Source organism: Sinomonas atrocyanea, assembly GCF_001577305.1.
GTDB lineage: Bacteria > Actinomycetota > Actinomycetes > Actinomycetales > Micrococcaceae > Sinomonas > Sinomonas atrocyanea.
Window position 1 is genome coordinate 507,944 of sequence record NZ_CP014518.1, and the last position, 21,915, is coordinate 529,858.

The 21,915-nt window shown below is 72.1% G+C and carries 16 protein-coding genes, 1 pseudogene and 2 riboswitches; of the genes and pseudogenes, 7 read left to right on the top strand and 10 right to left on the bottom strand.

The window, feature by feature from the left end:
* Nucleotides 1-39 precede the first annotated feature (39 nt).
* Nucleotides 40-1,995: an acetate--CoA ligase gene (gene acs, locus SA2016_RS02450; RefSeq protein WP_066494892.1), complete on the bottom strand. Its 1,956-nt coding sequence runs from the start codon at nt 1,993-1,995 to the stop codon at nt 40-42.
* Between the two features lie 7 nt (nt 1,996-2,002).
* Nucleotides 2,003-2,118: riboswitch (SAM riboswitch) on the bottom strand.
* 141 nt (nt 2,119-2,259) lie between these two features.
* Nucleotides 2,260-2,371: riboswitch (SAM riboswitch) on the top strand.
* A gap of 39 nt (nt 2,372-2,410) precedes the next feature.
* On the opposite strand from acs, the gene SA2016_RS02455 reads away from it, so the two are divergent.
* The 3 genes from SA2016_RS02455 (at nt 2,411) to SA2016_RS02465 (ending at nt 4,354) form a co-directional block, all read left to right on the top strand.
* Nucleotides 2,411-2,893 (top strand): flavin reductase family protein, encoded by a 483-nt coding sequence (locus tag SA2016_RS02455; protein ID WP_066494895.1) that lies wholly within the window; start codon nt 2,411-2,413, stop codon nt 2,891-2,893.
* Between the two features lie 122 nt (nt 2,894-3,015).
* A complete protein-coding gene (locus SA2016_RS02460) occupies nt 3,016-3,915 on the top strand; it encodes an oxygenase MpaB family protein (protein ID WP_066494896.1) in 900 nt (299 codons plus the stop codon).
* Nucleotides 3,916-4,060: 145 nt separating this feature from the next.
* On the top strand, nt 4,061-4,354 hold the full coding sequence (locus SA2016_RS02465) for a DUF503 domain-containing protein (protein WP_066494899.1): 294 nt from the start codon (nt 4,061-4,063) through the stop codon (nt 4,352-4,354).
* A gap of 17 nt (nt 4,355-4,371) precedes the next feature.
* Here the strand turns inward: SA2016_RS02465 and SA2016_RS02470 are convergent, their stop codons facing one another.
* The 4 genes from SA2016_RS02470 to SA2016_RS02485 all read right to left on the bottom strand — a co-directional run bounded on the left by SA2016_RS02470 (nt 4,372) and on the right by SA2016_RS02485 (nt 6,154).
* A complete protein-coding gene (locus SA2016_RS02470) occupies nt 4,372-4,833 on the bottom strand; it encodes a hypothetical protein (RefSeq protein ID WP_066494901.1) in 462 nt (153 codons plus the stop codon).
* A gap of 196 nt (nt 4,834-5,029) precedes the next feature.
* A complete protein-coding gene (locus SA2016_RS02475) occupies nt 5,030-5,290 on the bottom strand; it encodes a hypothetical protein (RefSeq protein ID WP_066494905.1) in 261 nt (86 codons plus the stop codon).
* On the bottom strand, nt 5,290-5,700 hold the full coding sequence (locus SA2016_RS02480; protein WP_066494907.1) for a VOC family protein: 411 nt from the start codon (nt 5,698-5,700) through the stop codon (nt 5,290-5,292). The genes SA2016_RS02475 and SA2016_RS02480 overlap by 1 nt, the downstream gene beginning before the upstream one ends.
* A gap of 4 nt (nt 5,701-5,704) precedes the next feature.
* Nucleotides 5,705-6,154, bottom strand: a complete 450-nt coding sequence (locus SA2016_RS02485; RefSeq protein ID WP_066494909.1) for a helix-turn-helix transcriptional regulator — start codon at nt 6,152-6,154, stop codon at nt 5,705-5,707.
* A 115-nt stretch (nt 6,155-6,269) separates the two neighbouring features.
* Here SA2016_RS02485 and SA2016_RS02490 point away from each other — a divergent pair, with 115 nt between their 5' ends.
* Entirely contained in the window at nt 6,270-9,419 is a 3,150-nt protein-coding gene (locus tag SA2016_RS02490) for a pullulanase X25 domain-containing protein (RefSeq protein ID WP_066494911.1), read from the top strand.
* 77 nt (nt 9,420-9,496) lie between these two features.
* Nucleotides 9,497-10,519, top strand: a complete 1,023-nt coding sequence (locus SA2016_RS02495) for a zinc-dependent alcohol dehydrogenase family protein (RefSeq protein WP_066494913.1) — start codon at nt 9,497-9,499, stop codon at nt 10,517-10,519.
* Here the strand turns inward: SA2016_RS02495 and SA2016_RS02500 are convergent.
* The 4 genes from SA2016_RS02500 to purS are packed head-to-tail and all read right to left on the bottom strand — an operon-like array spanning nt 10,497 to nt 16,364.
* Nucleotides 10,497-12,932 carry an HAD-IC family P-type ATPase gene (locus tag SA2016_RS02500; protein WP_084249243.1) on the bottom strand — a complete coding sequence of 812 codons (2,436 nt, stop codon included), beginning with the start codon at nt 12,930-12,932 and terminating at the stop codon, nt 10,497-10,499. The two genes, SA2016_RS02495 and SA2016_RS02500, sit on opposite strands and share 23 nt — an antisense overlap.
* Nucleotides 12,933-12,956: 24 nt before the next feature.
* Nucleotides 12,957-15,287 (bottom strand): phosphoribosylformylglycinamidine synthase subunit PurL, encoded by a 2,331-nt coding sequence (gene purL, locus SA2016_RS02505; RefSeq protein ID WP_229710874.1) that lies wholly within the window; start codon nt 15,285-15,287, stop codon nt 12,957-12,959.
* On the bottom strand, nt 15,284-16,063 hold the full coding sequence (purQ, locus tag SA2016_RS02510) for a phosphoribosylformylglycinamidine synthase subunit PurQ (protein ID WP_066494916.1): 780 nt from the start codon (nt 16,061-16,063) through the stop codon (nt 15,284-15,286). The genes purL and purQ overlap by 4 nt, the downstream gene beginning before the upstream one ends.
* A 4-nt stretch (nt 16,064-16,067) precedes the next feature.
* Nucleotides 16,068-16,364 carry a phosphoribosylformylglycinamidine synthase subunit PurS gene (gene purS / locus SA2016_RS02515; RefSeq protein WP_066494918.1) on the bottom strand — a complete coding sequence of 99 codons (297 nt, stop codon included), beginning with the start codon at nt 16,362-16,364 and terminating at the stop codon, nt 16,068-16,070.
* A gap of 229 nt (nt 16,365-16,593) precedes the next feature.
* Here purS and SA2016_RS02520 point away from each other — a divergent pair, with 229 nt between their 5' ends.
* Together SA2016_RS02520 and SA2016_RS02525 are read left to right on the top strand one after the other, a co-directional pair.
* Nucleotides 16,594-17,010, top strand: coding sequence for a YchJ family protein (locus SA2016_RS02520; protein ID WP_066494920.1), 417 nt, complete (start codon nt 16,594-16,596; stop codon nt 17,008-17,010).
* A gap of 484 nt (nt 17,011-17,494) precedes the next feature.
* Nucleotides 17,495-20,635, top strand: coding sequence for a S8 family serine peptidase (locus SA2016_RS02525; RefSeq protein WP_229710875.1), 3,141 nt, complete (start codon nt 17,495-17,497; stop codon nt 20,633-20,635).
* 144 nt (nt 20,636-20,779) lie between these two features.
* On the opposite strand, the pseudogene SA2016_RS02530 reads toward SA2016_RS02525, so the two are convergent.
* Nucleotides 20,780-21,804, bottom strand: a pseudogene (locus SA2016_RS02530) (3-methyladenine DNA glycosylase).
* Between the last annotated feature and the right edge of the window lie 111 nt (nt 21,805-21,915).

Here is a 21,915-nt window from a genome sequence, read left to right on the forward strand (position 1 = left end):
CGCAGGTGGTTCAGGAGTCAGCTACGTCCGGTTGAGGAGTCAGATCCGACGAGCTTCCAGGACTTGCGCGATCTCCGCGATGCACGGCTCGTTCTGCAGGCTCGTCGTGTCCCCCAGCGCCGTGCCCTCGAACAGCTGCGTCAGGAGCCTGCGCATGATCTTGCCCGAGCGGGTCTTGGGCACGTCCGGCACCACGACGATCTCGCGCGGTTTCGCGATCGGCCCGATCTCCCGCGCAACATGCGCGCGGAGCTCCGCCGCGAGGTCCCCGCGCCGCTCCACCGCGGCGACGGCCTCCGGATTCACGACGACGAAGGCCGCCGCCGCGTGCCCCGTCACCGCATCCGCCACCGGGCAGACGCCGGCTTCGACCACGGCCGGGTGCGAGACGAGGGCCGACTCGATCTCGATCGTGGAGAGCCGGTGGCCGGAGATGTTGAGGACGTCGTCGGTGCGGCCCAGGATCCAGGTGTCGCCGTCGGCGTCGTACTTCGCGCCGTCGCCGGCGAGGAACCAGCCCTGCTCGGCGTACTTGCGCCAGTAGGAGTCCAGGTAGCGCTGCGGGTTGCCCCAGACCGTCCGCGCCATCGCGGGGCCGGTCGCGGTGACCACGATGTTCCCCTGCACGCCCGGCGCGACCCGGGCGCCGTCGTCGTCCACGATCGCCGTGGCGAGCCCGGGCAGCGCCCTGGTGGCGCACCCGGGCTTGAACGCAGCGTCGGCCTGCCGCGGCGAGAGCACGGTCGCGCCGGTCTCCGACTGCCACCACGTGTCCACCATCGGCACCTCGCCGCGCCCGATGTTCGAGCGCAGCCACCGCCACGCCTCCGGGTTCACGGCCTCCCCGACGGTGCCGCACACCCGGACCGAGGAGAAGTCGTACTCCGCGGGCACTCCCTCCGGGAACCAGCCCATGAGCGAGCGCACGAGCGTGGGTGCGGTGTAGTAGCTCGTCACCCCGTAGCGCTGGATGATCTCGAAGTGCCGGCCCGGATGCGGCGTGTTCGGGGTGCCCTCGAAGATCACCTGCGTGACGCCGTTGGAGAGCGGCCCGTAGATCTCGTACGTGTGCGCCGTGACCCAGGCGAGGTCCGCGGTGCACCAGTGCACGTCCGCGTCCCGCAGTGCCGGGTCGGGGTGGGAGAACAGGTACTCGTGGCTCCAGGACGCCTGGGTGAGGTAGCCGCCGGTCGTGTGGACCAGGCCCTTGGGCTTCCCCGTGGTGCCGGAGGTGTACATGATGAACAGCGGCGTCTCGGCCTCGAACGCCTCGGCCTCGTGGACCTCGGGCTGAGCGTCGACGAGCTCGTGCCACCACACGTCGCGGCCCGGCGTCCACGCGATCTCCGAGCCCGTCCGGCGGATCACCAGGACGTGGTCGACGGCGTTGTCCCCGCCGGCTGCTCCGCCGCGCACCGCGGCGTCGGCGTTCTCCTTCACCGGCACGGCCTTGCCGCGGCGGTACTGGCCGTCCGTGGTGACGAGCAGCTTGGCACCCGTGTCCTCGACGCGGAAGCGCAGCGCCTCGGCCGAGAAGCCGCCGAACACGAGCGAGTGCACCGCGCCGATCCGGGCGCACGCGAGCGTGATGACCACGGTCTCGACCAGCACGGGCAGGTAGATCACCACGCGGTCGCCCTGGCCGATCCCGAGCGCGAGCAGGGCGTTCGCGGCCTGGGAGACCCGGCGCTGCAGGTCCGCGTACGTGACGGTGACGCGGTCGCCCGGCTCGCCCTCGAAGTGCAGGGCCACCTTGTCCCCGCGCCCGGCGGCGACGTGGCGGTCGGCGCAGTTCACGGCCGCGTTCAGGCGCCCACCTTCGAACCAGCGGATCACGGGCGGTGTGTCGGTGGAGGGGTCCGCGGGGATCCACGTGTGGGCGGCGTCCCACGGCTCGGCCCACGTCAGGCGCCGCGCGGCGTCCTCCCAGAAGGCGATCCGCTCGGGATCGAGCTGGCTGGTGGCGGTCGTGGGGGGTTCGAGGACAGACGTCATGGCTCTCTCTCCATCGGTTCTGGCGGTAGCACCTGTGGTCCTGCGCAGAGGGTGGTCCTGTGCAGAGGGCCATGGTTGCTGCGGCGTCACGGAGCCAGATCTCTCGGCCGCTCGGGATGGTCACCTCACTGTTGCGCGCCGGATGCAAACCGGCCAAAAAAGGCGTGCAGGGTCGCGTAACAAAGTTCAATGTGACCTTCTGTGTCCCAGGCCACGGCTGGACGGTGGACGCCTCGGAGACGCTTTTCGTAGGGTGGAAGGCAGGATCAAGAGTCCCGGTGCGAAGCTCTGGCTGGCCGGGCGGCAACCCTCTCCCGTAGTGGGGTGCCCCAGATGAGGATCCGGCCGCGGTGGCCATCCGCGGCAAGTACGGCGCCCGGAACCGCGGGCGTCCGGCCGTTTCGCTGGAGGACTCATGACTGCCACCCCGCTCGACCTCGTGACCGGTGCCGACCTGCGCCGGGCCATGGGGTGCTGGGCCACGGGGATCGCCGTCATCACCACCTCGGACGGCGGCACCCTCGCGGGCCTCGTGAGCAATTCGTTCACGTCGATCAGCCTGGATCCGCCGCTCGTCTCGTGGGCGGTGGACAAGTCGTCGAGCTCGTTTGCGACATGGATCAACACCGACAACTACGCCGTGCACATCCTCTCCGAGTCACGGCGGGACCTCGTGCAGCGGTTCGCGGCGAAGGGGACGGACAAGTTCGCGGGGCTGGACTGGGAGCCCGGCGTGCTGGGCTCGCCCGTCGTGGCCGCCGACGTCCCGCGTGTTGAGTGTCGCCTCTGGCAGCGGGTGGACGCGGGGGACCACGTCATCCTGATCGGCGAGGTTGTCAGCATCTCGGGCCAGGACGACTTCCGCCCCCTCACCAACCACGTGTACTGGGCAAAGTAGACCTACTGGCGCACAGCCACGCTGCCGGGGCCCCGGCTCCGCCTCAACGGAGGGGGCCCCGGCATGCTCCGTGCGCCCGACCTACTCTGGACCCGACGTACTCTGGAGGGGTGTCCCCTGACATGCTCGGGCCGCTGCGGAAGCGGCTCCGCCTGACGTTCGCCGGCGAGTCCGAGACCATCCCCGCGTGGGAGACGGCCCTCGAGGACGGCGACGACGCGGGCTTCTTCCCGCCCGACTCCGCCGTCTGGGCGGTGCACGGCTCCATGTCCACGATCGCCGCCGGAATCCGCGCGCTCCTCACCCAGGCGCTCCACCCCGGCGTGCTGGCGGGGGTGGTGGACCACTCCAACTACCGCGCGGACCCCCTCGGCCGCCTGGCCGGGACCATCCGCTGGATCTTCACGGTCACCTACGGCGACACCGCGGCCGCCCGCGCGGCCTGCGCGTGGGTGCGCGGCGTGCACGTGCCGGTGACCGGCACCTACGTCTCGCCGGGCGGCGCGCACGAGCAGTACTCCGCGAACGATCCGGCCCTCGCCGAGTGGGTGCACATCGCGTTCACCGACGCGTTCCTGCGCAGCTACGAGGCCTTCCACGGCCCGGTTCCCGGCGGCGCCGACCGCTATGTGGCCGAGTGGGCCACGGCCGGCGAGCTCATGGGCGTCGCGGACCCGCCCCGCACCGAGGCTGACCTCGCGGAGCGCATCCGGGCGTACGACGCCGCGGGGCAGCTCTCCGGCGGCCCCCGCGTCGACGAGGTGGTCGCCTTCATCCGGCGACCGCCGCTGGACCCGCTCCTCAAGCCCGGCTACGCGCTGCTCTTCGGCGCGGTCCTCGACACGCTTCCGCCGCGGCATCTGGAGCTCCTGGGGCTCTCGCGTCCGCGGCTCGGGCCCGTGCCGCTGCCGCTGGCGGGGGCCGCGAAGGCGACGCTCGCCGTCATCGGCCGGGCGCTGGGCCCGATGGCGCCGAGCGAAGCCGCCGCCCGGCGCCGCCTGGTCCGCCTCGGCGTGCTCTGAGTCCCCGCCCGCTCCCTCGCCTTTCCCCGCCCCGACGCGGGGTCACCTCTCAGCCGACGCGGGGTCACCTCTCGACAGACCCGGGGTCACCTCTCAGCCGACGCGGGGCCTAGGTACTGACATCCCTCCGTGAGTGAATGGGCGCATGTGGATTGCCTGGATCGAGTTCGACCTGCTCCTCGGCGATGTGCACTCCCTCAAGGAGAAACGCTCAGTGGTCCGGCCGATCGTCGCGGAGCTGCGCCGACGGTTCGACGTCTCGGCGGCCGAGGTCGGGGACATGGACCTGCACCGCCGCGCGCGCATCGGCGTCGGCATCGTCAGCGCGGACAGGGCTCACGCGGTGGAGGTGCTCGACGCCGTCGAACGCCTCGTCGCCGGCCGCCCGGAGGTCGAGCTGCTCAGCGCCCGCCGGCGCGAGGCCCGCAGCGACGACTGACCCGCCGCGACGGTGGATCAGCGCACGAACAGCAGGATCACGTGCAGCGCACTCAGCGCGACGCCCGCGACCGCCATCGCCGAGACCCGCGCCGCCCGCACCTTCGACCGGGCGAACGAGCCCCACGCGGCGAACGCGGAGCCGAGGAGGGGCCCTGCAGCGAGGAAGGCGCCGATCCAGGGCACGGCGCCCAGGGTCAGGGCCAGGATGCCGAAGCCGAGCGCCACCCCGCCCAGACCGGTCGCGAGCCGCGAGACGGGTTTGGGCGGCCTGCGCTCGCCCCCTCGCGGCTGCCCGGCGCTGGCGGGCGACGCCGGGCCCCCTCCCGCGCGGACGATCTCGCCGCGGCGGGTGCCGTCCGGCAGGAGGCCATCCAGCCCGCGGCCGGACGCGGCCGCACCGGGCTGGACCCCGTCGGGCCAGTAGGCGCTGGGGTCCCGGTAGGGATTCCGCCGAGGGGCATTGCCGGGGGTGGTCACCGTCCCATTATGGGCGGCCGGCCCCGTGCACGTCCTCAGGGTTCACCCTGAGCAGACCCCGGATCCGCGGGCACCCCCATATGCCCTGCGCTTCGGTCACAGCCCTGCGTTGAAGGCCGGGGCAATGACCGAAGCGCAGGGCATTTCCTCGCCGCGGAGGCCGCGGAGGCCAGGGACATCCGGAGGGAGGGGCTCCTCAGAGCCCCCCGGCAGAGGCGTACTCCTCCGGCGACGCTCCGTAGGCGTGTGTGAACTCGCGCGTGAGCTGGGCAGGGGGGATCCCGGCCGCGAGGGCGAGGGCCGCAACGTCGAACGGGAGCCGCCGTGCGCGGTCGTGCGCGGCCCGGAACCTCCTCGCGCCGTCCCGGTCGATCAGATCCCGGAGGCGCCGCACCCCCACGAGCTCGCGCGGGGCCGGCGCCGGGCTGCGCGCCGGCCCCCACGCGGGATGGCACATCAGCGCAGCTCTTGGATGCGGACGAGGTTGCCCGCGGGGTCGCGGAAGGCGCAGTCCCGCAGGCCGTACGGCTGCAGGGTGGGCTCCTGCACCACCTCGGCGTCGGTGGCCTGGACCTTCTCGAACACCTCGTCGAGGTTGGGCGTGGCCAACAGGATCCAGCCGTAGGTGCCCTTGGCCATCATCTCCGAGATGGTGCGCCGCTCGTCCTCCGTGATCCCGGGATCCGTGGCCGGTGGGGCGAGGAGGATCGACGTGCTGGGCTGGCCGGCGGGGCCGACCGTGATCCAGCGCATGGTGCCCCGGCCCACGTCCTGGCGGACCTCGAAGCCGAGGGCGTCCCGGTAGAACGCGAGGGACGCCTCGGGATCGGTGTGGGGGAGGGCGCTTGCATGAATGGTGAGTTCCATGGCTTCACGGTACGGAGGGCGCCGGGAGCCGTGCTTCTTGATTCCTGATCGGTCTGGTGACCTGCTTGGCGATGCACGGCAGCATCCCTGCCGCGATATCGGCGCCCTGGTCGCGGTACACGCTCGGCGGGACGCCGACCAGCTCGGCGAACCGGGTGCTGAACGTGCCCAGGGAAGAGAAGCCGACGGCGAAGCAGACCTCGGTCACGCTGAGCGTCCCGACGCGCAGCAGCGCCATGGCCCGCTCGATGCGCCGGGTCATGAGGTACTGGTAGACCGACTCGCCGTACGCCGCCCGGAACTGGCGGCTCAGGTGGCCGGCCGAGACGTGGATGCCGCGCGCGAGCGCCTCGACGTTGAGCGGCTCGGCATACTCCCTGTCGATGCGGTCCCGCACGCGCCGCAGCAGGGCCAGGTCCCGCAGCCGCGGGTCGGCGGGCGCACTGGAGGTCATGTCCACGATCGTGGCAGGCGGCCTCCATGCTGTCGAGTGAGAAGTGCATGACGTCCTTGTCACGTCGTGTGACATACGCCATAGTGGGCGGATCACTGCTTCCCTGGAGGTCTGCATGCGGTTCCGCCCTGTCTGCCCGCGCGCCGCGCGCCGCGCGCGCTCCCCGAGGGCGAGGGCGGCCAGCACCGCCGTCGTCCTCGCTGCCGCCCTCGCGCTCGGCGGTGCCACGACCGCGACGGCCGCCCCGCCGCCGTCGTCCGACGCCGGTGGCCCGGGGGCGGCGCATTCGTTCCGGACGGCGGCGGGCACCGAGAACTACTACTTCGTGATGACGGACCGCTTCGCGAACGGCACCGCGGCGAACGACCAGGGCGGCCTCGGCCCGGATCCGATGGTCTCCGGCTTCGACCCGACCAACAAGGGCTTCTACCACGGCGGCGACCTCAAGGGCCTCACGAGCAAGCTGGACTACATCCAGGGCCTGGGCACCACCGCCATCTGGCTCACGCCGAGCTTCAAGAACAAGGCCGTCCAGCCCGAGGACCACAGCGCCGGGTACCACGGCTACTGGATCACGGACTTCACCCAGATCGATCCCCACCTGGGCACCAACGCCGAGCTCGGGACCTTGATCACCCAGGCCCACGCGCGGGGCATGAAGGTCTACTTCGACATCATCACCAACCACACCGCGGACGTCATCAAGTACCAAGAGGGCTCCCGCATGCCCTACGTGAGCAAGACGGCCTCCCCGTACAAGGACGCCTCGGGGCAGACGTTCGACGACGCCGCGGTCGCCGACCAGCCGAGCTTCCCCGCGATGGACCCGGCGACGTCCTTCCCGTACCACCCCTACATCCCCGCCGGCGAGCAGGACGTGAAGGTCCCCGCGTGGCTCAACGACGTGACCCTCTACCACAACCGTGGCGACTCGACCTTCGCGGGGGAGAGCGCCAACTACGGCGACTTCTCGGGCCTGGACGACCTGTTCACCGAGAACCCGAAGGTCCTCAACGGCTTCATCGACGTGTACAAGAAGTGGATCGGCGACTTCGGGATCGACGGGTTCCGGATCGACACGATGAAGCACGTCAACGACGCGTTCTGGCAGAAGTTCTCGCCCGCGATCCTCGACTACGCGCACTCGGTGGGCAAGAAGGACTTCTTCATGTTCGGGGAGGTCTACGACACCTCGCGCGACTTCACCTCGAAGTTCACCACCTCCGACCACGTCCAGGCCGTGCTCGACTTCCCGTTCCAGCAGGCGGCGCGCTCCTACGCCTCGGCCTCCTCGCCCGCCACGACCCTGCAGAAGCTCTTCCAGGGCGACGACTGGTACACGACCGCGACCTCGAACGTCTACCAGCTGCCCACGTTCCTCGGGAACCATGACATGGGCAGGATCGGGTCCTTCATCGACCAGGACAACCCGACGGCGTCCGACGCCGAGAAGGTGGCCCGCGACCGGCTCGCCAACGAGCTCATGTACTTCTCCCGCGGCAACCCGATCGTCTACTACGGCGACGAGCAGGGGTTCACCGGCACCGGCGGGGACCAGCTCGCCCGGCAGGACATGTTCGCGTCCAGGACGCCGGAGTACCTCGCCGATCCGCTCCTGGGCACGACGGCGACGCACGCCGCGGACAACTACGTCACCACCCATCCGCTCTACACCTCGATCGCGGACCTCGCGAAGGTGGTCAAGGACAACCCGGCCCTCCGCACGGGCGCGCACCAGGACCGGTACGCCGAGACGACGGCCGGGGTCTACGCGTTCTCACGCATCGACGCGGCCGCCCAGCGCGAGTACGTCGTGGCCCTGAACAACACCGCCGCGGCCCGCACGGCGGCCGTGCCCACGTACATCGCCCAGCGTCCGTTCGCGAAGGTCTTCGGCGCCGGCGCCGCGGACCGGCTCAAGACGGCAGCGGACAGGACGCTCACCGTCACCGTCCCCGCGTTCTCCGCGGTCGTCTACGAGTCCGAGGGCCGCATTCCCGACTCGGCGGCGGCCCCCGTGCCGGCGATCGGGACCCCGGCCGCGGCCGGCGGGGACAACACCCGCGTCAACGTCACCGCCGACCTCCCGCACGACTCGTTCTACGAGGTCACGTTCCAGGCCCGGGTCCCCGGTGCCGAGGGAGCCGCCGGCCAGTGGCACAACATCGGCACCGACGACACCTACCCGTACCAGGTCTTCGACGCCACGAAGGGCATGACGCCGGGCACCCCGCTCGAGTACCGGGCCGTCTCGCTCGACAACGCCGGCCACACCGCCACCTCGGCGACCGTCTCCGCCGTCGTGCCAACCCCCGTGGACCCGGACGCCCCCAAGGGCCCCGCCCCGCAGCCGCTCTCGGTGACCGTGGCCGGCGACATCCAGCACCTCGCCGGCTGTGCCGGCGACTGGGCCCCCGCGTGCCAGGCCACCATGGCCCAGTACGACCCGATCGCCTCCGAGTGGCGCCTCACCCTCGACCTCCCGGCCGGCACCTACCAGTTCAAGGCGGCGCTCAACGGGTCCTGGACCCAGAACTACGGCGACGGAGGGGCGCCCAACGGGGCGAACATCACGCTCACCCATCCAGGCGGCCGGCTCACCTTCACCTACCGGCAGGACACCCACGAGACCACGGTCTCCGAGCACGCGGCCCAGCCCTCCGCCGTGGCGGTGGCAGGGACGCTCAACACGGCGATGGGCTGCCCCGGCGACTGGCAGCCGGCGTGCCCGCAGGCGCAGCTGGCGTTCGATCCCGCGCAGGGAGTCTGGCGCGGGACCTACACCCTCCCGCAGGGCAGCTACTCGTACAAGGCCGCCCTCAACAAGTCCTGGGACCTCAACTACGGTGCCGGCGGGGCGCCGAACGGGCCGAACATCGCGCTCGACCATCCCGGCGGGACCATCGTCTTCAGCTACAACGACTCGACCCATCTGGTCTCGGCGGGCCAGCCCGCCGTCCAGCCCTCCGCGGTGAACTTCCCGGGCACCTACCAGCACCTCGCCGGCTGTGCGGGCGACTGGGACCCGGGGTGCACCGCGACGGCGGCCACGTGGGACCCGCGCTCGCAGGGCTGGATCCTCCGGCTCGCCTCGCTGCCGGCGGGGTCGTATTCGTTCAAGGTCGCGCTCAACGGATCGTGGGACGTGAACTATGGGACCAACGGCGCGCTCAACGGGTCCAACATCGGCTTCGACCACCCGGGCGGCCCGGTCGCCTTCCGCTACGACCCCACGACGCACCTCGTCACGATCGTCTCTGGCTGACCCTCTGCGCGGGGCGCGGGCGGGGACGAGCCGACCGGCCCTGTCCCCGCGCACGGCCGCGGGCGAGAATGGGCGCCATGCGCGCATGGTGGGTGGACAGGCCGGGGCCGGCGGGCGGCAGCCCCGGACCCCTCGCGTTCGGCGAGCGGCCCGGTCCGGTGCCCGGGCCGGGGGAGGTCCTGGTGCGCGTGTCGGTCTGCGGGGTGTGCCGCACTGACCTGCACCTCGCCGAAGGGGACCTGGCTCCCCGGCGCCACGGCGTCATCCCCGGCCACGAGGCCGTGGGCCGCGTGGAGGCGCTCGGCCCCGGCGCCCGGCGGTTCGGGCTCGGCGACCGCGTCGGCATCGCCTGGCTGCGCGGCACCTGCGGGACCTGCCGGTTCTGCCGCTCGGGCCGGGAGAACCTCTGCACAGCACCCCGGTTCACGGGGTGGGACGAGGACGGCGGGTATGCGGAGCTCGCCGTCGTGCGCGAGGACTTCGCCTACCCCATCCCGGAGGCGTTCAGCGACCGCGAGGCAGCGCCGCTGCTGTGCTCGGGCATCATCGGCTACCGGGCGCTGCAGCGGGCGGCGCTCCCCGACGGCGGCCGCCTGGGGATCTACGGCTTCGGCGGCAGCGCCCACATCACCGCCCAGCTCGCCATGCACCGCGGCGCCTCCGTCTACGTCATGACCCGCGCCCCGGAGGCCCGGCAGCTCGCGCTGGACCTGGGCGCGGTATGGGCGGGCGGCGCCGACCAGGCGCCGCCCGAGAAGCTCGACGCCGCGATCCTCTTCGCACCCGTGGGCACGCTCGTCCCGCCGGCCCTGGCCGCACTGGACCGCGGCGGAACCTTGGCCGTCGCTGGCATCCACCTCAGCGACATCCCGCCCCTGGACTACCAGCAGCACCTCTTCCAGGAGCGTCAGCTGCGCAGCGTCACCGCCAACACCCGCGCGGACGGCGAGGAGTTCTTCCGGCTCGCCGCCGAGATCCCCGTCCGCACCACCACCGTGCCCTACGCGTTCGAGGACGCGGACCGGGCGCTCGCCGACCTCGCCGGGGACAGGATCACCGGCGCCGCGGTCCTCGAGGTCACGCCCGCAGGCGGCGCCTGAGCACCTGGTGGGCCGCCTCGATGACCACGCAGGCGCCGGCCGCGAAGGCCAGGGCCGCGAGGGTCAGCTGCGCGTCCGGGTCCGCGAGCTGGTGGTACTCGAGGGAGAGCGGCACGGTCAGCACGGCAACAGTGCCGGCGTACATGCATCCCACGAGGAGCAGCCGCCATCGGGTGAACGGGCGCGCCGCGATCACGAGGACCCAGAGCCCGCTCACGGTGAGGGTGAGGAACGCGGCGGCCTCGATCTGCTCCTGGGACGCGTCCGTGGCCCACCGGCCGTACGCGTACACGCCCAGGATCGCGGCAGCCATCGCGAGCCCGGAGGGCACCGCGGCCGTGACCGCGCGCCGCAGGAAGCCCGGCACGTAGCGGCGGGCATTGGGCAGGAGGGCCAGCACGGACGCCGGGAAGCCGAGCATGAGGAAGTCCGAGGTAGAGAGCTGCCGCGGCAGGAACGGGAACGCCCAGGCCAGCGCGCCGAAGCTGATCCCCAGCACGAACGCGTAGACGGTCTTCGTCAGGAACAGCCGCGAGACCCGTTCGATGTTCGCGATGACCCGGCGTCCCTCCGCGACGACCGCCGGCAGCCGCGAGAACCGGCCGTCGAGGAGCACGAGCCGGGCCACTGCCTTGGTCGCCGGCGCGGCGGTGCCCATGGCGATCCCGAGGTCTGCCGTTTTGAGCGCGAGCGCGTCGTTCACCCCGTCCCCGGTCATCGCCACCACGTGCCCCCGTGCCTGCAGGGCGCGCACCATCGCCTCCTTCTGCTCCGGCCCGACCCGCCCGAAGACGCTGTGCCGCTCGAGCGCGTCCGCCAGCGCGGCGGGATCCTCGGGCAGCGACCGGGCGTCCACCGGGGACGCCGCGTCCATCCCGGCGGCCCGCGCCGCGGCCGCGACGGTGCCCGGGCTGTCGCCCGAGACGACCTTGAGGGCCACGCCCTGCTCGCGGAAATAGGCGAGGGTCTCGGCCGCGTCCGGCCGCAGGCGCTCGCGGAAGGCAAGCACGACGGCGGGCCGCACCTGGGCGGGCAGCGCGCCGTCCGGGGGGAGCCGGTCGGCGTGGCACAGGACCACGGTGCGCAGCCCCCGCGCCGCGCGCTCGGCGGCGGCCTGCCGCGCGGGGGCGGCCTCCGGGTCCTGGCCGAGCAGGGCCTCGGGCGCGCCGAGCAGCCACGCGCCGTCGGCCGTGCCGCCGTCGAACTGGACCGCGCTCCAGCGCCGGGCCGAGGAGAACGGCACCACCCGGGAGGGCGCGCGGTCCGGCGGTGTGGAGAACCGCTCGGCGAGGGCCGCCGCGGTCGGGTTGGCGTCCGGGTCCGCGCCGATCCACGCGAGCGCGCGCTCCCAGCCCGGGGTGGCGACGGCCGGGCCGTGCACCGGGACGGCGTCCTCGAGGTGGATCCCGCCCTCGGTGAGGGTGCCGGTCTTGTCGAAGCACAGCACGTCCACGCGGGCGAGCACCTCGACGGCGGCGAGCTCCTCGACGAGGACCTGCCCGCGGGCGAGGCGCAGGGCGGCGACGGCGAAGGAGACCGTGGTCAGCAGGGCAAGGCCCTGCGGGACCATGATCGTCACGGAGGCGACCGCGGCCACGAGGGCGTCGCGCCAGGCCCCGGAGGCGAACGCCGCGCCCCAGCCGCCCGCGGCCTGCAGCTGGCCGTTGAGCACCACGGCGATCATGGGCACGATCGCCACGCTGATCCACCGCACCACGCGCGCCAGCGCCTCCCGGAGTTCCGAGGTGACCTGGGTGAAGCGCCGGGCCTGCGCCGTGAGCCGTTCGGCGCGGGAGCCGGCCCCGAGGGCGGTCACGCGGATGCTGCCGTGGCCCGCGACCACGGACGAGCCGGAGGAGACCTCCGCGCCGGCGGCCTTGGATACGGGGGCGGACTCGCCGGTCAGCATCGACTCGTCCACGTCGAGCTCCTCTGCGCGCAGCACCGTGCCGTCCACGGGGATCTGGTCGCCGCGGCGGAGGAGCACGACGTCGTCCATCACCACCTGATCGGGGGGCACCTCCGCCGGGGCACCGGCGCGGAGCACCCGGACGGGACTGCGGTCGAGCACCGCGAGGCGGTCCAGGCGGCGCTTCGCCTGGAGCTCCTGGGCGAAGCCGATGGCGATGTTGGCCGCCGCGGCGGCGAGGAACATGAGGTCGAGCCAGCGCCCCAGCACCACGAGGGTGGCCCCGCACAGCCCGAGGATGAGGTTGAAGACGGTGAAGAGGTGGCTCCGGGCGATCTGCCAGACCGGCCGGGAGGTGCGCCGGTCGAGGGTGTTGACGAGCCCTGCGGCCTGCCGTGCGGCGACCGCCGCGGCGTCGAGCCCCGTCAGCTCACCCGCGGGGGACGGCAGTGGCCCCGCCGGGGACGGCGCGTCGGAGCGCGGCCTGTCCTCTGGCGGGGCCACCGTGGTCTGCCTCGTCGGGCGGGATCAGCCGAAGTGCTTCGGAAGGGTTCCCTCGTGGACCTCGCGGAGCTCGTCGATGGGCAGGTCGAACAGGCCCTGCACCTCGAGGCTCGTCGCGAGCACGTCGACGATGCCGAGGCGGATCACGGGGTAGTTCCGCGCGGAGGCCATGTCGTTGAACCGGACCTCCTCGGAGCGCGGCACCGCCACGATCGCGCGGCCCTGCGACTCCGAGAAGAGCGCAGTGAACGCGTCCACGCCGTCCCGCTCGCACAGGTCGCCCAGCGCCACCCGGGCGCCGACGCCGAAGCGCAGCACCATCTCGGACAGCGCGGCGGCGAGGCCGCCCTCGGAGAGGTCGTGCGCCGAGTCGACCATGCCGTCGCGCGAGGCGTTGATGAGGATCGCGCCGAGCGTCTTCTCCGCCTCGAGGTCGAGCTTGGGCGGAAGGCCGCCGAGGTGGCCGCGGAGGTTGGCGAACTCGGAGCCGTCGAGCTCGTCGCGCGTCGTGCCGAGCAGGTAGATCGCCTGCCCGTCCGCGTTCCTCTGCCAGCCCGAGGGCGTGCGCCGCGCCACGTCGTCGAACCTGCCGAGGACGCCGACCACCGGGGTGGGGTGGATCGGGGTGGTCCCCGTCTGGTTGTACAGGGAGACGTTGCCGCCGGTGACCGGGATGCCGAGCACCTGGCAGGCGTCGGCGAGGCCGCGGACGGCCTCGGCGAACTGCCACATGACCTCGGGGTCCTCGGGGGAGCCGAAGTTGAGGCAGTCGGTGACCGCCATCGGCACGGCGCCCGAGGTGGCGACGTTGCGGTAGGACTCGGCGAGGGCGAGCTGGGCGCCCGTGTACGGGTCCAGGTAGGCGTAGCGGCCGTTGGCATCCGTGGAGAGGCCCACGCCCATGCCGGTCTCCTCGTCGACGCGGACCACGCCCGCGTCGTCGGGGGAGGCGAGGGCGGTGTTGCCGCCCACGTAGTGGTCGTACTGCCTGGTCACCCAGGACTTGTCGCACATGTTCGGGCTGGCCATGAGCTCGAGCACGGCGGCCTTGAGCTCCTCGCCGGTGGCGGGCAGGCCCTTGCCGGCCTCGGAGGCGCGGAACGTGTCCGCCTGGACGCCGTCGAGCCACTCGGGGCGGTGGAACGGGCGGTGGTAGACGGGCCCCTCGTGGGCCACGGTGCGGGGGTCGACGTCCACGATCGTCTCGCCGTCCCACGTGATGACGAGGCGGCCGGTGTCCGTGACCTCGCCGAGCCACGAGTACTCGACGTCCCACTTGTCCATGACCTTCTCGAATGCGGCCACGTTCTCGGGCGTCACGACCGCCATCATGCGCTCCTGCGACTCGGACATGAGGATCTCGCCCGGGGTCAGGGTGGGGTCGCGCAGGAGCACGTCGGTCAGCTCGACCTGCATGCCGCCGTCGCCGTTGGACGCCAGCTCGCTCGTGGCGCAGGAGATGCCGGCGGCGCCGAGGTCCTGGATGCCCTCGACGAGGGAATGCTTGAACAGCTCGAGGCAGCACTCGATGAGGACCTTCTCGGCGAACGGGTCGCCGACCTGGACGGCGGGCCGCTTGGAGGGCTTGGAGTCGTCGAAGGACTCCGAGGCCAGCACCGAGGCGCCGCCGATCCCGTCGCCGCCCGTGCGGGCGCCGAAGAGCACCACCTTGTTGCCCACACCGGAGGCGTTGGCGAGGCGCAGGTCCTCGTGGCGGAGCACGCCGACGGCGAGCGCGTTCACGAGCGGGTTGGCCTGGTAGACCGAGTCGAACACGACCTCGCCGCCGATGTTCGGCAGGCCCAGCGAGTTGCCGTAGCCGCCGATCCCCGAGACGATCCCGTGCACGAGGCGGGCCGTGTCGGGGTGGTCGATCGCGCCGAAGCGCAGCGGGTCCATGACCGCCACGGGGCGCGCGCCCATCGAGATGATGTCGCGGACGATCCCGCCGATCCCGGTCGCGGCGCCCTGGTAGGGCTCGACGAAGGAGGGGTGGTTGTGGGACTCGACCTTGAACGTGACGGCCCAGCCGTCGCCGAGGTCGGTCACACCGGCGTTCTCGCCGATGCCCACCATCATGTCCTTCTTCATCTCGTCGGTGAGCTTCTCGCCGAACTGGCGCAGGTGCACCTTGGAGGACTTGTAGGAGCAGTGCTCGCTCCACATCACCGAATACATGGCGAGCTCGGCGGCGGTGGGGCGGCGGCCGAGGAGCTTGACGATCTCCTCGAACTCGTTCTCCTTCAGACCGAGCTCGGCCCAGGGCAGCTCGGTCTCCGGCGTCTGCGCGGCGTGCTCGACCGTGTCGATGTTGAACTTGCGGGCGGTCACGGCGTTGGTGTTCCCTGCGGTCACTTGGTGCCCCCTGCGACGAGCGTGGTCAGGACGGACGTGAAGAACCCGAGCCCGTCGGTGGAGTATTCGCCGGAGTCGGTGCTGAGCGGGCCGAAGCCGGGCTCGACGGCGTGCTCGGGGTGCGGCATGAGGCCCACGACGTTGCCGGCGGCGTTGGTGATGCCGGCGATGTTGCGGCGCGATCCGTTCGGGTTCCAGCCGACGTACCGGAACGCGACCCGGCCCTCGCCCTCGAGCTCGTCGAGCGTCTTCTCGTCCGCGACGTACTGGCCGTCCTGGTTCTTCAGGACGATCGTGATCTCCTGGCCGACCTCGTACTGGTTGGTCCACGCGGTCGAGGCGTTCTCGACGCGCAGCACCTGGTCGCGGCAGATGAACTTGAGGTGGTCGTTCTTGATCATCGAGCCGGGCAGGAGGTGGCTCTCGGTGAGCACCTGGAAGCCGTTGCAGATGCCGAGCACGGGAAGCTTGGCGTCGGAGTTGGCGGCGTCGACGATGCGGCCCATGAGCGGGGCGAACCGGGCGATCGCGCCGGCGCGGAGGTAGTCGCCGTAGGAGAACCCGCCGGGGAGCACGACGGCGTCGACGTCACCGAGTGCGGTGGGCGAGTCGTCGGCGTGCCAGAGCGGGACCGGGGTCGCGCCCGCGAGGCGGACGGCGCGCGCGGCGTCGCGGTCGTCGAGCGTTCCCGGGAAGGTCACGACGCCGATCTTGGCGCCGGAGAGCGGGGCCGGCTCCGGCCCGCGCAGGTCTGCGATGAGGGGAGTCTCGCTCATGTGTTCAGTCCACCTCGGCGGCGTCGGCGTCCGCACGCACCTCGGCGCCGTCCTCGGGCAGGACCTCGACGTTGACGACGTCCTCGATGACGGGGTTGGAGAGCATCGTCGCGGCCGCGTTGCGGGCCTGCTCGAGGATCTCCTCGGTCACGGGGCCCTCCACGGTCAGCTCGAAGCGCTTCCCTTGGCGCACGCCGCTGAAGGCGGTGAAGCCCAGGCGCGGCAGGGCCCCGACGATGGCCTTCCCCTGCGGGTCGAGGATCTCGGGCTTGGGCATGACGTCGACAACGATCCGCGGCATCGGGACAGGCTCCTGTGGATAGGGGAGGGGGCACCCCAATTCTACCGGAGGGGCCACGGGGGGCCGCGACGCGCAGGCGTCATCGAACAGCCGCCGCTCCGCGAAGTGACGCAGGCCACGCGTGGCACGCCGTCCGGCCTCGGATCCGCGGCGGCCGCGGAGCCGAGGGGGCAGGCGGGAGAGGCGTCACGCCCGCGGTGAGGAGGAGCACCTCGCTACGCTGGTCGGCATGCCCCTCGACGCTGACTCCCGCTGCCCGTGCGGCAGCGGCGACACCTACGGCTCCTGCTGCGGCCGGTTCCACCTCGGCCTGGCCCGCGGGACGGCAGCTCCGACGGCGGAGGCGCTCATGCGCTCGCGCTACAGCGCCTTCGCCGTCGGAGGGCCGGAGATGGCCGACTACCTGCTCGCCACGTGGCACCCGTCCACCCGCCCGGCCACGCTGGAACTCGACGGGTCGACGCAGTGGCGACGCCTCGACGTCGTCCGTGTCAGCGCCGGCGGCCCGTTCGACACCGAGGGGACGGTCGACTTCGCGGCGCACTGGCGCGACGGCGCGGCGCGCGGGGCCCAGCGCGAGCACTCCCGGTTCGTGCGCGAGGGCGGCCGGTGGTTCTACCTCGACGGCGACGCCGAGGCGGCCTGACGCCGGGCCCGGGCCACGCCACACGGGGCATGAGCACAGAAGAGGGGCGCGCCGTCACTGGCGCGCCCCTCGTTGGCATCTTGTTTTCTGTTGAGTGATTGACGTGAAATCCGGCCTCTTCGGATCCGGACCGCTCGGGGCTCGAGGCCTTAGCCCAGCTGCGGTGTTCCGGCGTCTGTATCCCTCGCTGCCTGTGCCTCCCATGTCGTCGTCGTACTGATGAGGACCTGAAGAAGTACCCAGAAATATACTCCGCGGCTAGGGCAAAAGCGCCCGATAAATAGGGCGAATATATCTTTCGTTATTGTCGGGTCCGCCCTGGGGCGACCCCGCCGCTGCATTATCATCACGTGGCTGTGACGGTCCTGTGAATAACCCGCGATGAAGCTGAAGAATTACTGGTGTGAAGCAGTCGCTTCGGGTAGCTTGGGTGTCACTCCGCCCGTGGCGGAGGTCACATCGCCCCAGTGAAAGGTCTCATCGCGTGAAGAGACAACCCCTTCGCGGCGCCGTGCCGCGGCGGCAGCGACTGGCTGCGCTCGCCGTCGGCATTCCGCTCGCCCTCAGCGTCGCGGCCGCCCCCGCGCACGCCGCGCCGGACATCATGCCGGCCGCACCGTCGTCATCGCCGTCCGCCGACACCGGCAAGGTCTACGAGGACGGCCGCTACATCGTGGTGCTCGCCGAGCAGGCCGTGGCCTCCTACGACGGCGGCACCCCCGGCTACGCGCCCACCAAGCCGGGCAAGGGCCGCAAGGTCGACGCCGGAGCCCCCAACGTCAAGGCGTACGACGCCCACCTGCGCAAGGCGCAGCGCGACGTCGCCGGCAGGCACGCCGTGCAGGTCGGGCAGCAGTTCACGACGGCGCTCAACGGCTTCACCGCCACGCTCACCGCGGCGCAGGCAGCCTCCCTCGCCAAGGACTCCCGGGTCCTGACTGTGGCCAAGGACGAGCAGGCCGCACCGGACTACACCTCGAACGACTTCATGAAGCTCACGGGCCCTCAGGGGTCCTGGGCCACGCAGTTCGGGGGCAAGGCGAACGCCGGCAAGGCCACGGTGGTCGGCGTCATCGACACCGGCTACACCCCCAGCAACCCGTTCCTCACGGGGGACCCCGTCAAGCCCCTCGCCGCCGGCGCGGCGCCGCAGGTCGGTGTCCCGTACCTCGACACCGACGGCACGATCGCGATGCTCAAGGGCGACGGGCAGACGTTCAAGGGCGAATGCCAGCCCGGCCAGGGGACCGGCGCAGCGTTCGACGGGTCCGCCTGCAACTCGAAGGTCCTCTCGGCGCGGTACTTCGCCGATCCCTTCCTGGCCACCGTCACCCCCGAGCACCGGGCCCCCGAGGAGCTCATCTCCCCGGTGGACGTCGGCTCCCACGGCACGCACACGGCATCGACCGCCGCGGGCAACGCGGACGTGCACATGAGCATCGCGGGGACCGACTTCGGCGTCAGCTCCGGCGTCGCCCCCGCCGCCAAGGTGGCCGTCTACAAGGTCTGCTGGGAGGACGACGACCCGAACACGGGCGGCTGCTACTCCTCCTCCTCGGTCGCGGCCATCGACGCGGCGATCACGGACGGGGTCGACGTCCTCAACTACTCGATCTCCGGCAACACGGACTCGACCACCGACCCGGTGGCGCTCGCGTTCCTCAACGCCGCCTCTGCCGGGATCTTCGTCGCCAACTCGGCCGGCAACTCCGGGCCCACCCCCTCGACCGTCAACCACGCCTCGCCGTGGGTGACCTCCGTGGCCGCCAGCACCTTCCCGGGCGACCTCGTCGGCACCGTCGTGGTGTCCGACGGCTCGAAGTACCGCGGCGCGACCGTGATGAGCGGCGAGGTCAAGGACAAGCAGCCCGTCCTGGCCCAGAACGCCGCCCTGGCCGGCGCGCAGGACGCCAACCTCTGCATGGCGGGCACCCTCGACCCGGCCAAGGTGACCGGGAAGGTCGTGGTCTGCGACCGCGGCGTCAACGCCCGTGTGGACAAGAGCGCCGAGGTCAAGCGGGCCGGCGGCGTGGGCATGGTCCTGGTCAACCTGACCCCGAGCTCAGAGGACTCCGACCTCCACTCGGTGCCGACCATCCACGTCAACGCCCCCGACGGGCCCGCGCTCAAGGCCAAGATCGCCGCCGACCCGGCGCTGACCGTGAGCCTCGTCAAGGGCGACCTCACCGGCAAGCCGGCCAGCCCTGCGCCGCAGATCGCCGGATTCTCCTCGCGCGGGCCCTCGCTCGCCTCCGGTGGCGACCTGCTCAAGCCGGATGTCGCCGCCCCCGGCGTGAACGTCCTCGCCGGCGTCTCCCCGATCGCGAACAACGGCGAGCAGTTCGGCTTCATGTCCGGCACCTCGATGGCCTCCCCGCACATCGCCGGTGTGGGAGCCCTCGTGCTCGGCAAGAACCCGACGTGGACGCCGGCCATGGTCAAGTCCGCGATGATGACCACGGCGTACCCGCTGGTCAACGCGGACGGCAGCGCGAACACCAACCCGTTCGACGGCGGCGCCGGGCACGTGGACACCACCAAGGTCACCGATCCCGGCCTCGTGTACAACGCGGGGACCAAGGACTGGCTCGCGTTCCTCAACGGCCAGGGCTATCCGACCGGTGCCCCGCAGGCAGGCTCTATCGAGGCGAAGGACGTCAACCTGCCGTCGTTCGCCCTCGGCTCCCTCGTGGGCGAGGTCCAGGTCACGCGGCAGATCACCGCGCTCGTGCCGGGCCTGTACCGGCCCAGGGTCAACCTGCCGGGCATCGACTTCCACGTCGAGCCGCAGGCCCTCAATTTCGCCAAGGCGGGCCAGACCCGCGAGGTCACGATCACGATCAAGAACGTCTCCGCGCCCGACGGCAGGTTCACCACCGGCTCGCTCTCGTGGGTCGGCCCGCGCACCGTGACGTCGCCTATCGCGATCCGGCCGGTCGAGGCCAAGGCCGACCCGGCCTACAGCTTCTCCTCGGCCACGGGCGCCGGCTCCGGCACGTTCACCGTGACGTCCGGCTCCGACAGCCCGATCCCGGTGGGCCTCGAGGGCCTCGCCGCGGTCGCGCAGAAGGCCGTCACCAAGGTCCCCGGGCAGGTTGCCGCGGCCAATGATGCGTCCAACGGGCTCGTTTCCGTGACGGTCCCCGCGGGCCAGAAGACCGCGCGGTTCGTGCTCAAGGCCGCCGACGCCAGAACCGACTGGGACATGTACGTCCTCGCCCCCAACGGCTCCGGCGGCCTCAAGCAGTTCACCGCGGCCACCGGGTCCGCGAGCGAGTCGCTCGAGATCCCGAACCCGATCGCCGGCACGTACTACGTCATCGCCAACCTCTTCGCGTCACCGGGCAACGGCGCGACGGACGCGGTGATCCAGGCGGCCGCGTGGGCCGGCGATGCCGGCAACGCCACGGTGACCCCGAACCCGATCGTGGCCGCCAACGGCACCCAGGCCACGGAGACCCTGGCCTGGAACGGGCTCGCCGCCGGCACCTACATGGGCCGGCTCACGTTCGGCGCGAGCGGCGTCACGAGCTGGGTCGACCTCACGGTCGGTTCCGGCGCGGCGGCCTCGGCTCCGGCCGGCGCCCCGACGATGGCGACCGCGGACGGGATCCCAGGCCGGTGACCTGCTGACCACGGGGCTCCGGCCCGCCTCGCCGCACCCTGAGACTGCCCCGCAGCCGCCGTCGTGAGACGGAGGCTGCGGGGCAATCTGCGTTGAGGGGTCACGTCCGTGCCGTTGAGGGGTCACGTCCGCTGGGTTGAGGGGTCACGTCCGCTGGGTTGAGGGGTCACGTCCGCTGCGTTGAGGGGTCACGTCCGTGCCGACGGGCGCTGCGGCGGAGGGCTCAGCCGAGGCGGCCTCGAGCGGAGCGAGCGCTGCTGTGAGCCGCTCCCGCAGCACCGCCGCCTCGGAGGCGAAGCCGCGCTGGGCCTCGACGTACGCGGCCTTCCCCGCGGGCGTCTCGATCGCGATCGGCTCGAAGCCCCAGTCCGAGAGGTCGTACGGCGAGGCCTGCATGTCCATGGTCCGCACGCGCCAGGCGAGCTCGAAGCAGTCCATGAGCAGCTCGCCCGGGATGGCGGGCCCGAGCTTGTAGGCCCACTTGTAGAGGTCCATGTTGGCATGCAGGCACCCCGGCTGCTCGAGGTCGCGCTGGGCGGCGCGGGTGGGCTGGAGCTCGTTGAGCGGTGCGGCGTCCGGGGAGTAGAAGCGGAACGCGTCGAAGTGCGTGCAGCGGATACGGTGCTCCTCGACAACGCGGTCGGTGCCGTCCGCCCCGAGCCGCAGGGGAGGTACTCGTGCCGGATCCCGAACTTCTCGCTCCGGTACGCCATGGCCCACTCGTGCAGCCCGAAGCATCCGAACTGCGCGGGCCTCGCGGCGGTCCCGCGCAGGATGATCCCGCAGAAGCGGATGGTCTCTTCGCGCTCGGCGGCGTAGGCGGGCAGATCGAGCACCACGGCGGCTCCCTCGTCCGTGAGCCCGGCGGCGCGGCGCTCCTCCGGGGCGAGGGGGCGGTAGTGCTTCCAGCCAAGGCGCTCGTGCGCCGCGTCGCCGACGAGCGCGACGCCCGCGCCCGGGTGCCAGCGGCCAAGCTGGCCCGGCTTGTGGGTGTAGTACGTGAACAGGAAGTCCTCGATCGGGTGCTTCCTGCGTGCGTTGCGCCGGGCGACGAACGGCTCGGCGAAGCGGGCCACCCGGGCGGCGTGGGCCTGGGCGCGCGGGAGCCACTCGTCCTGCGCGAGCACGGCGCCCAAGGACGCCGGGGGTCGAGAGGCTGGGGAGGGCATCGGTCAATTATCCCCCTGGGGGACCGCGCCCCGCATTTCGGCCGGGCAGCGTGCGTTCCTGCCCACTGTGGCCGACCGGTTCGGCATCCTCCCGGCGTGTCCGGTCCCGAC

Bases quoted from the DNA above. Each gene is read 5' to 3' on its own strand.
- acs (WP_066494892.1), bottom strand. From the start codon at position 1,995: ATGACGTCTGTCCTCGAACCCCCCACGACCGCCACCAGCCAGCTCGAT.
- SA2016_RS02455 (WP_066494895.1), top strand. From the start codon at position 2,411: ATGACTGCCACCCCGCTCGACCTCGTGACCGGTGCCGACCTGCGCCGG.
- SA2016_RS02460 (WP_066494896.1), top strand. From the start codon at position 3,016: ATGCTCGGGCCGCTGCGGAAGCGGCTCCGCCTGACGTTCGCCGGCGAG.
- SA2016_RS02465 (WP_066494899.1), top strand. From the start codon at position 4,061: ATGTGGATTGCCTGGATCGAGTTCGACCTGCTCCTCGGCGATGTGCAC.
- SA2016_RS02475 (WP_066494905.1), bottom strand. From the start codon at position 5,290: ATGTGCCATCCCGCGTGGGGGCCGGCGCGCAGCCCGGCGCCGGCCCCG.
- SA2016_RS02480 (WP_066494907.1), bottom strand. From the start codon at position 5,700: ATGGAACTCACCATTCATGCAAGCGCCCTCCCCCACACCGATCCCGAG.
- SA2016_RS02485 (WP_066494909.1), bottom strand. From the start codon at position 6,154: ATGACCTCCAGTGCGCCCGCCGACCCGCGGCTGCGGGACCTGGCCCTG.
- SA2016_RS02490 (WP_066494911.1), top strand. From the start codon at position 6,270: ATGCGGTTCCGCCCTGTCTGCCCGCGCGCCGCGCGCCGCGCGCGCTCC.
- SA2016_RS02495 (WP_066494913.1), top strand. From the start codon at position 9,497: ATGCGCGCATGGTGGGTGGACAGGCCGGGGCCGGCGGGCGGCAGCCCC.
- purQ (WP_066494916.1), bottom strand. From the start codon at position 16,063: ATGAGCGAGACTCCCCTCATCGCAGACCTGCGCGGGCCGGAGCCGGCC.
- purS (WP_066494918.1), bottom strand. From the start codon at position 16,364: ATGCCGCGGATCGTTGTCGACGTCATGCCCAAGCCCGAGATCCTCGAC.
- SA2016_RS02520 (WP_066494920.1), top strand. From the start codon at position 16,594: ATGCCCCTCGACGCTGACTCCCGCTGCCCGTGCGGCAGCGGCGACACC.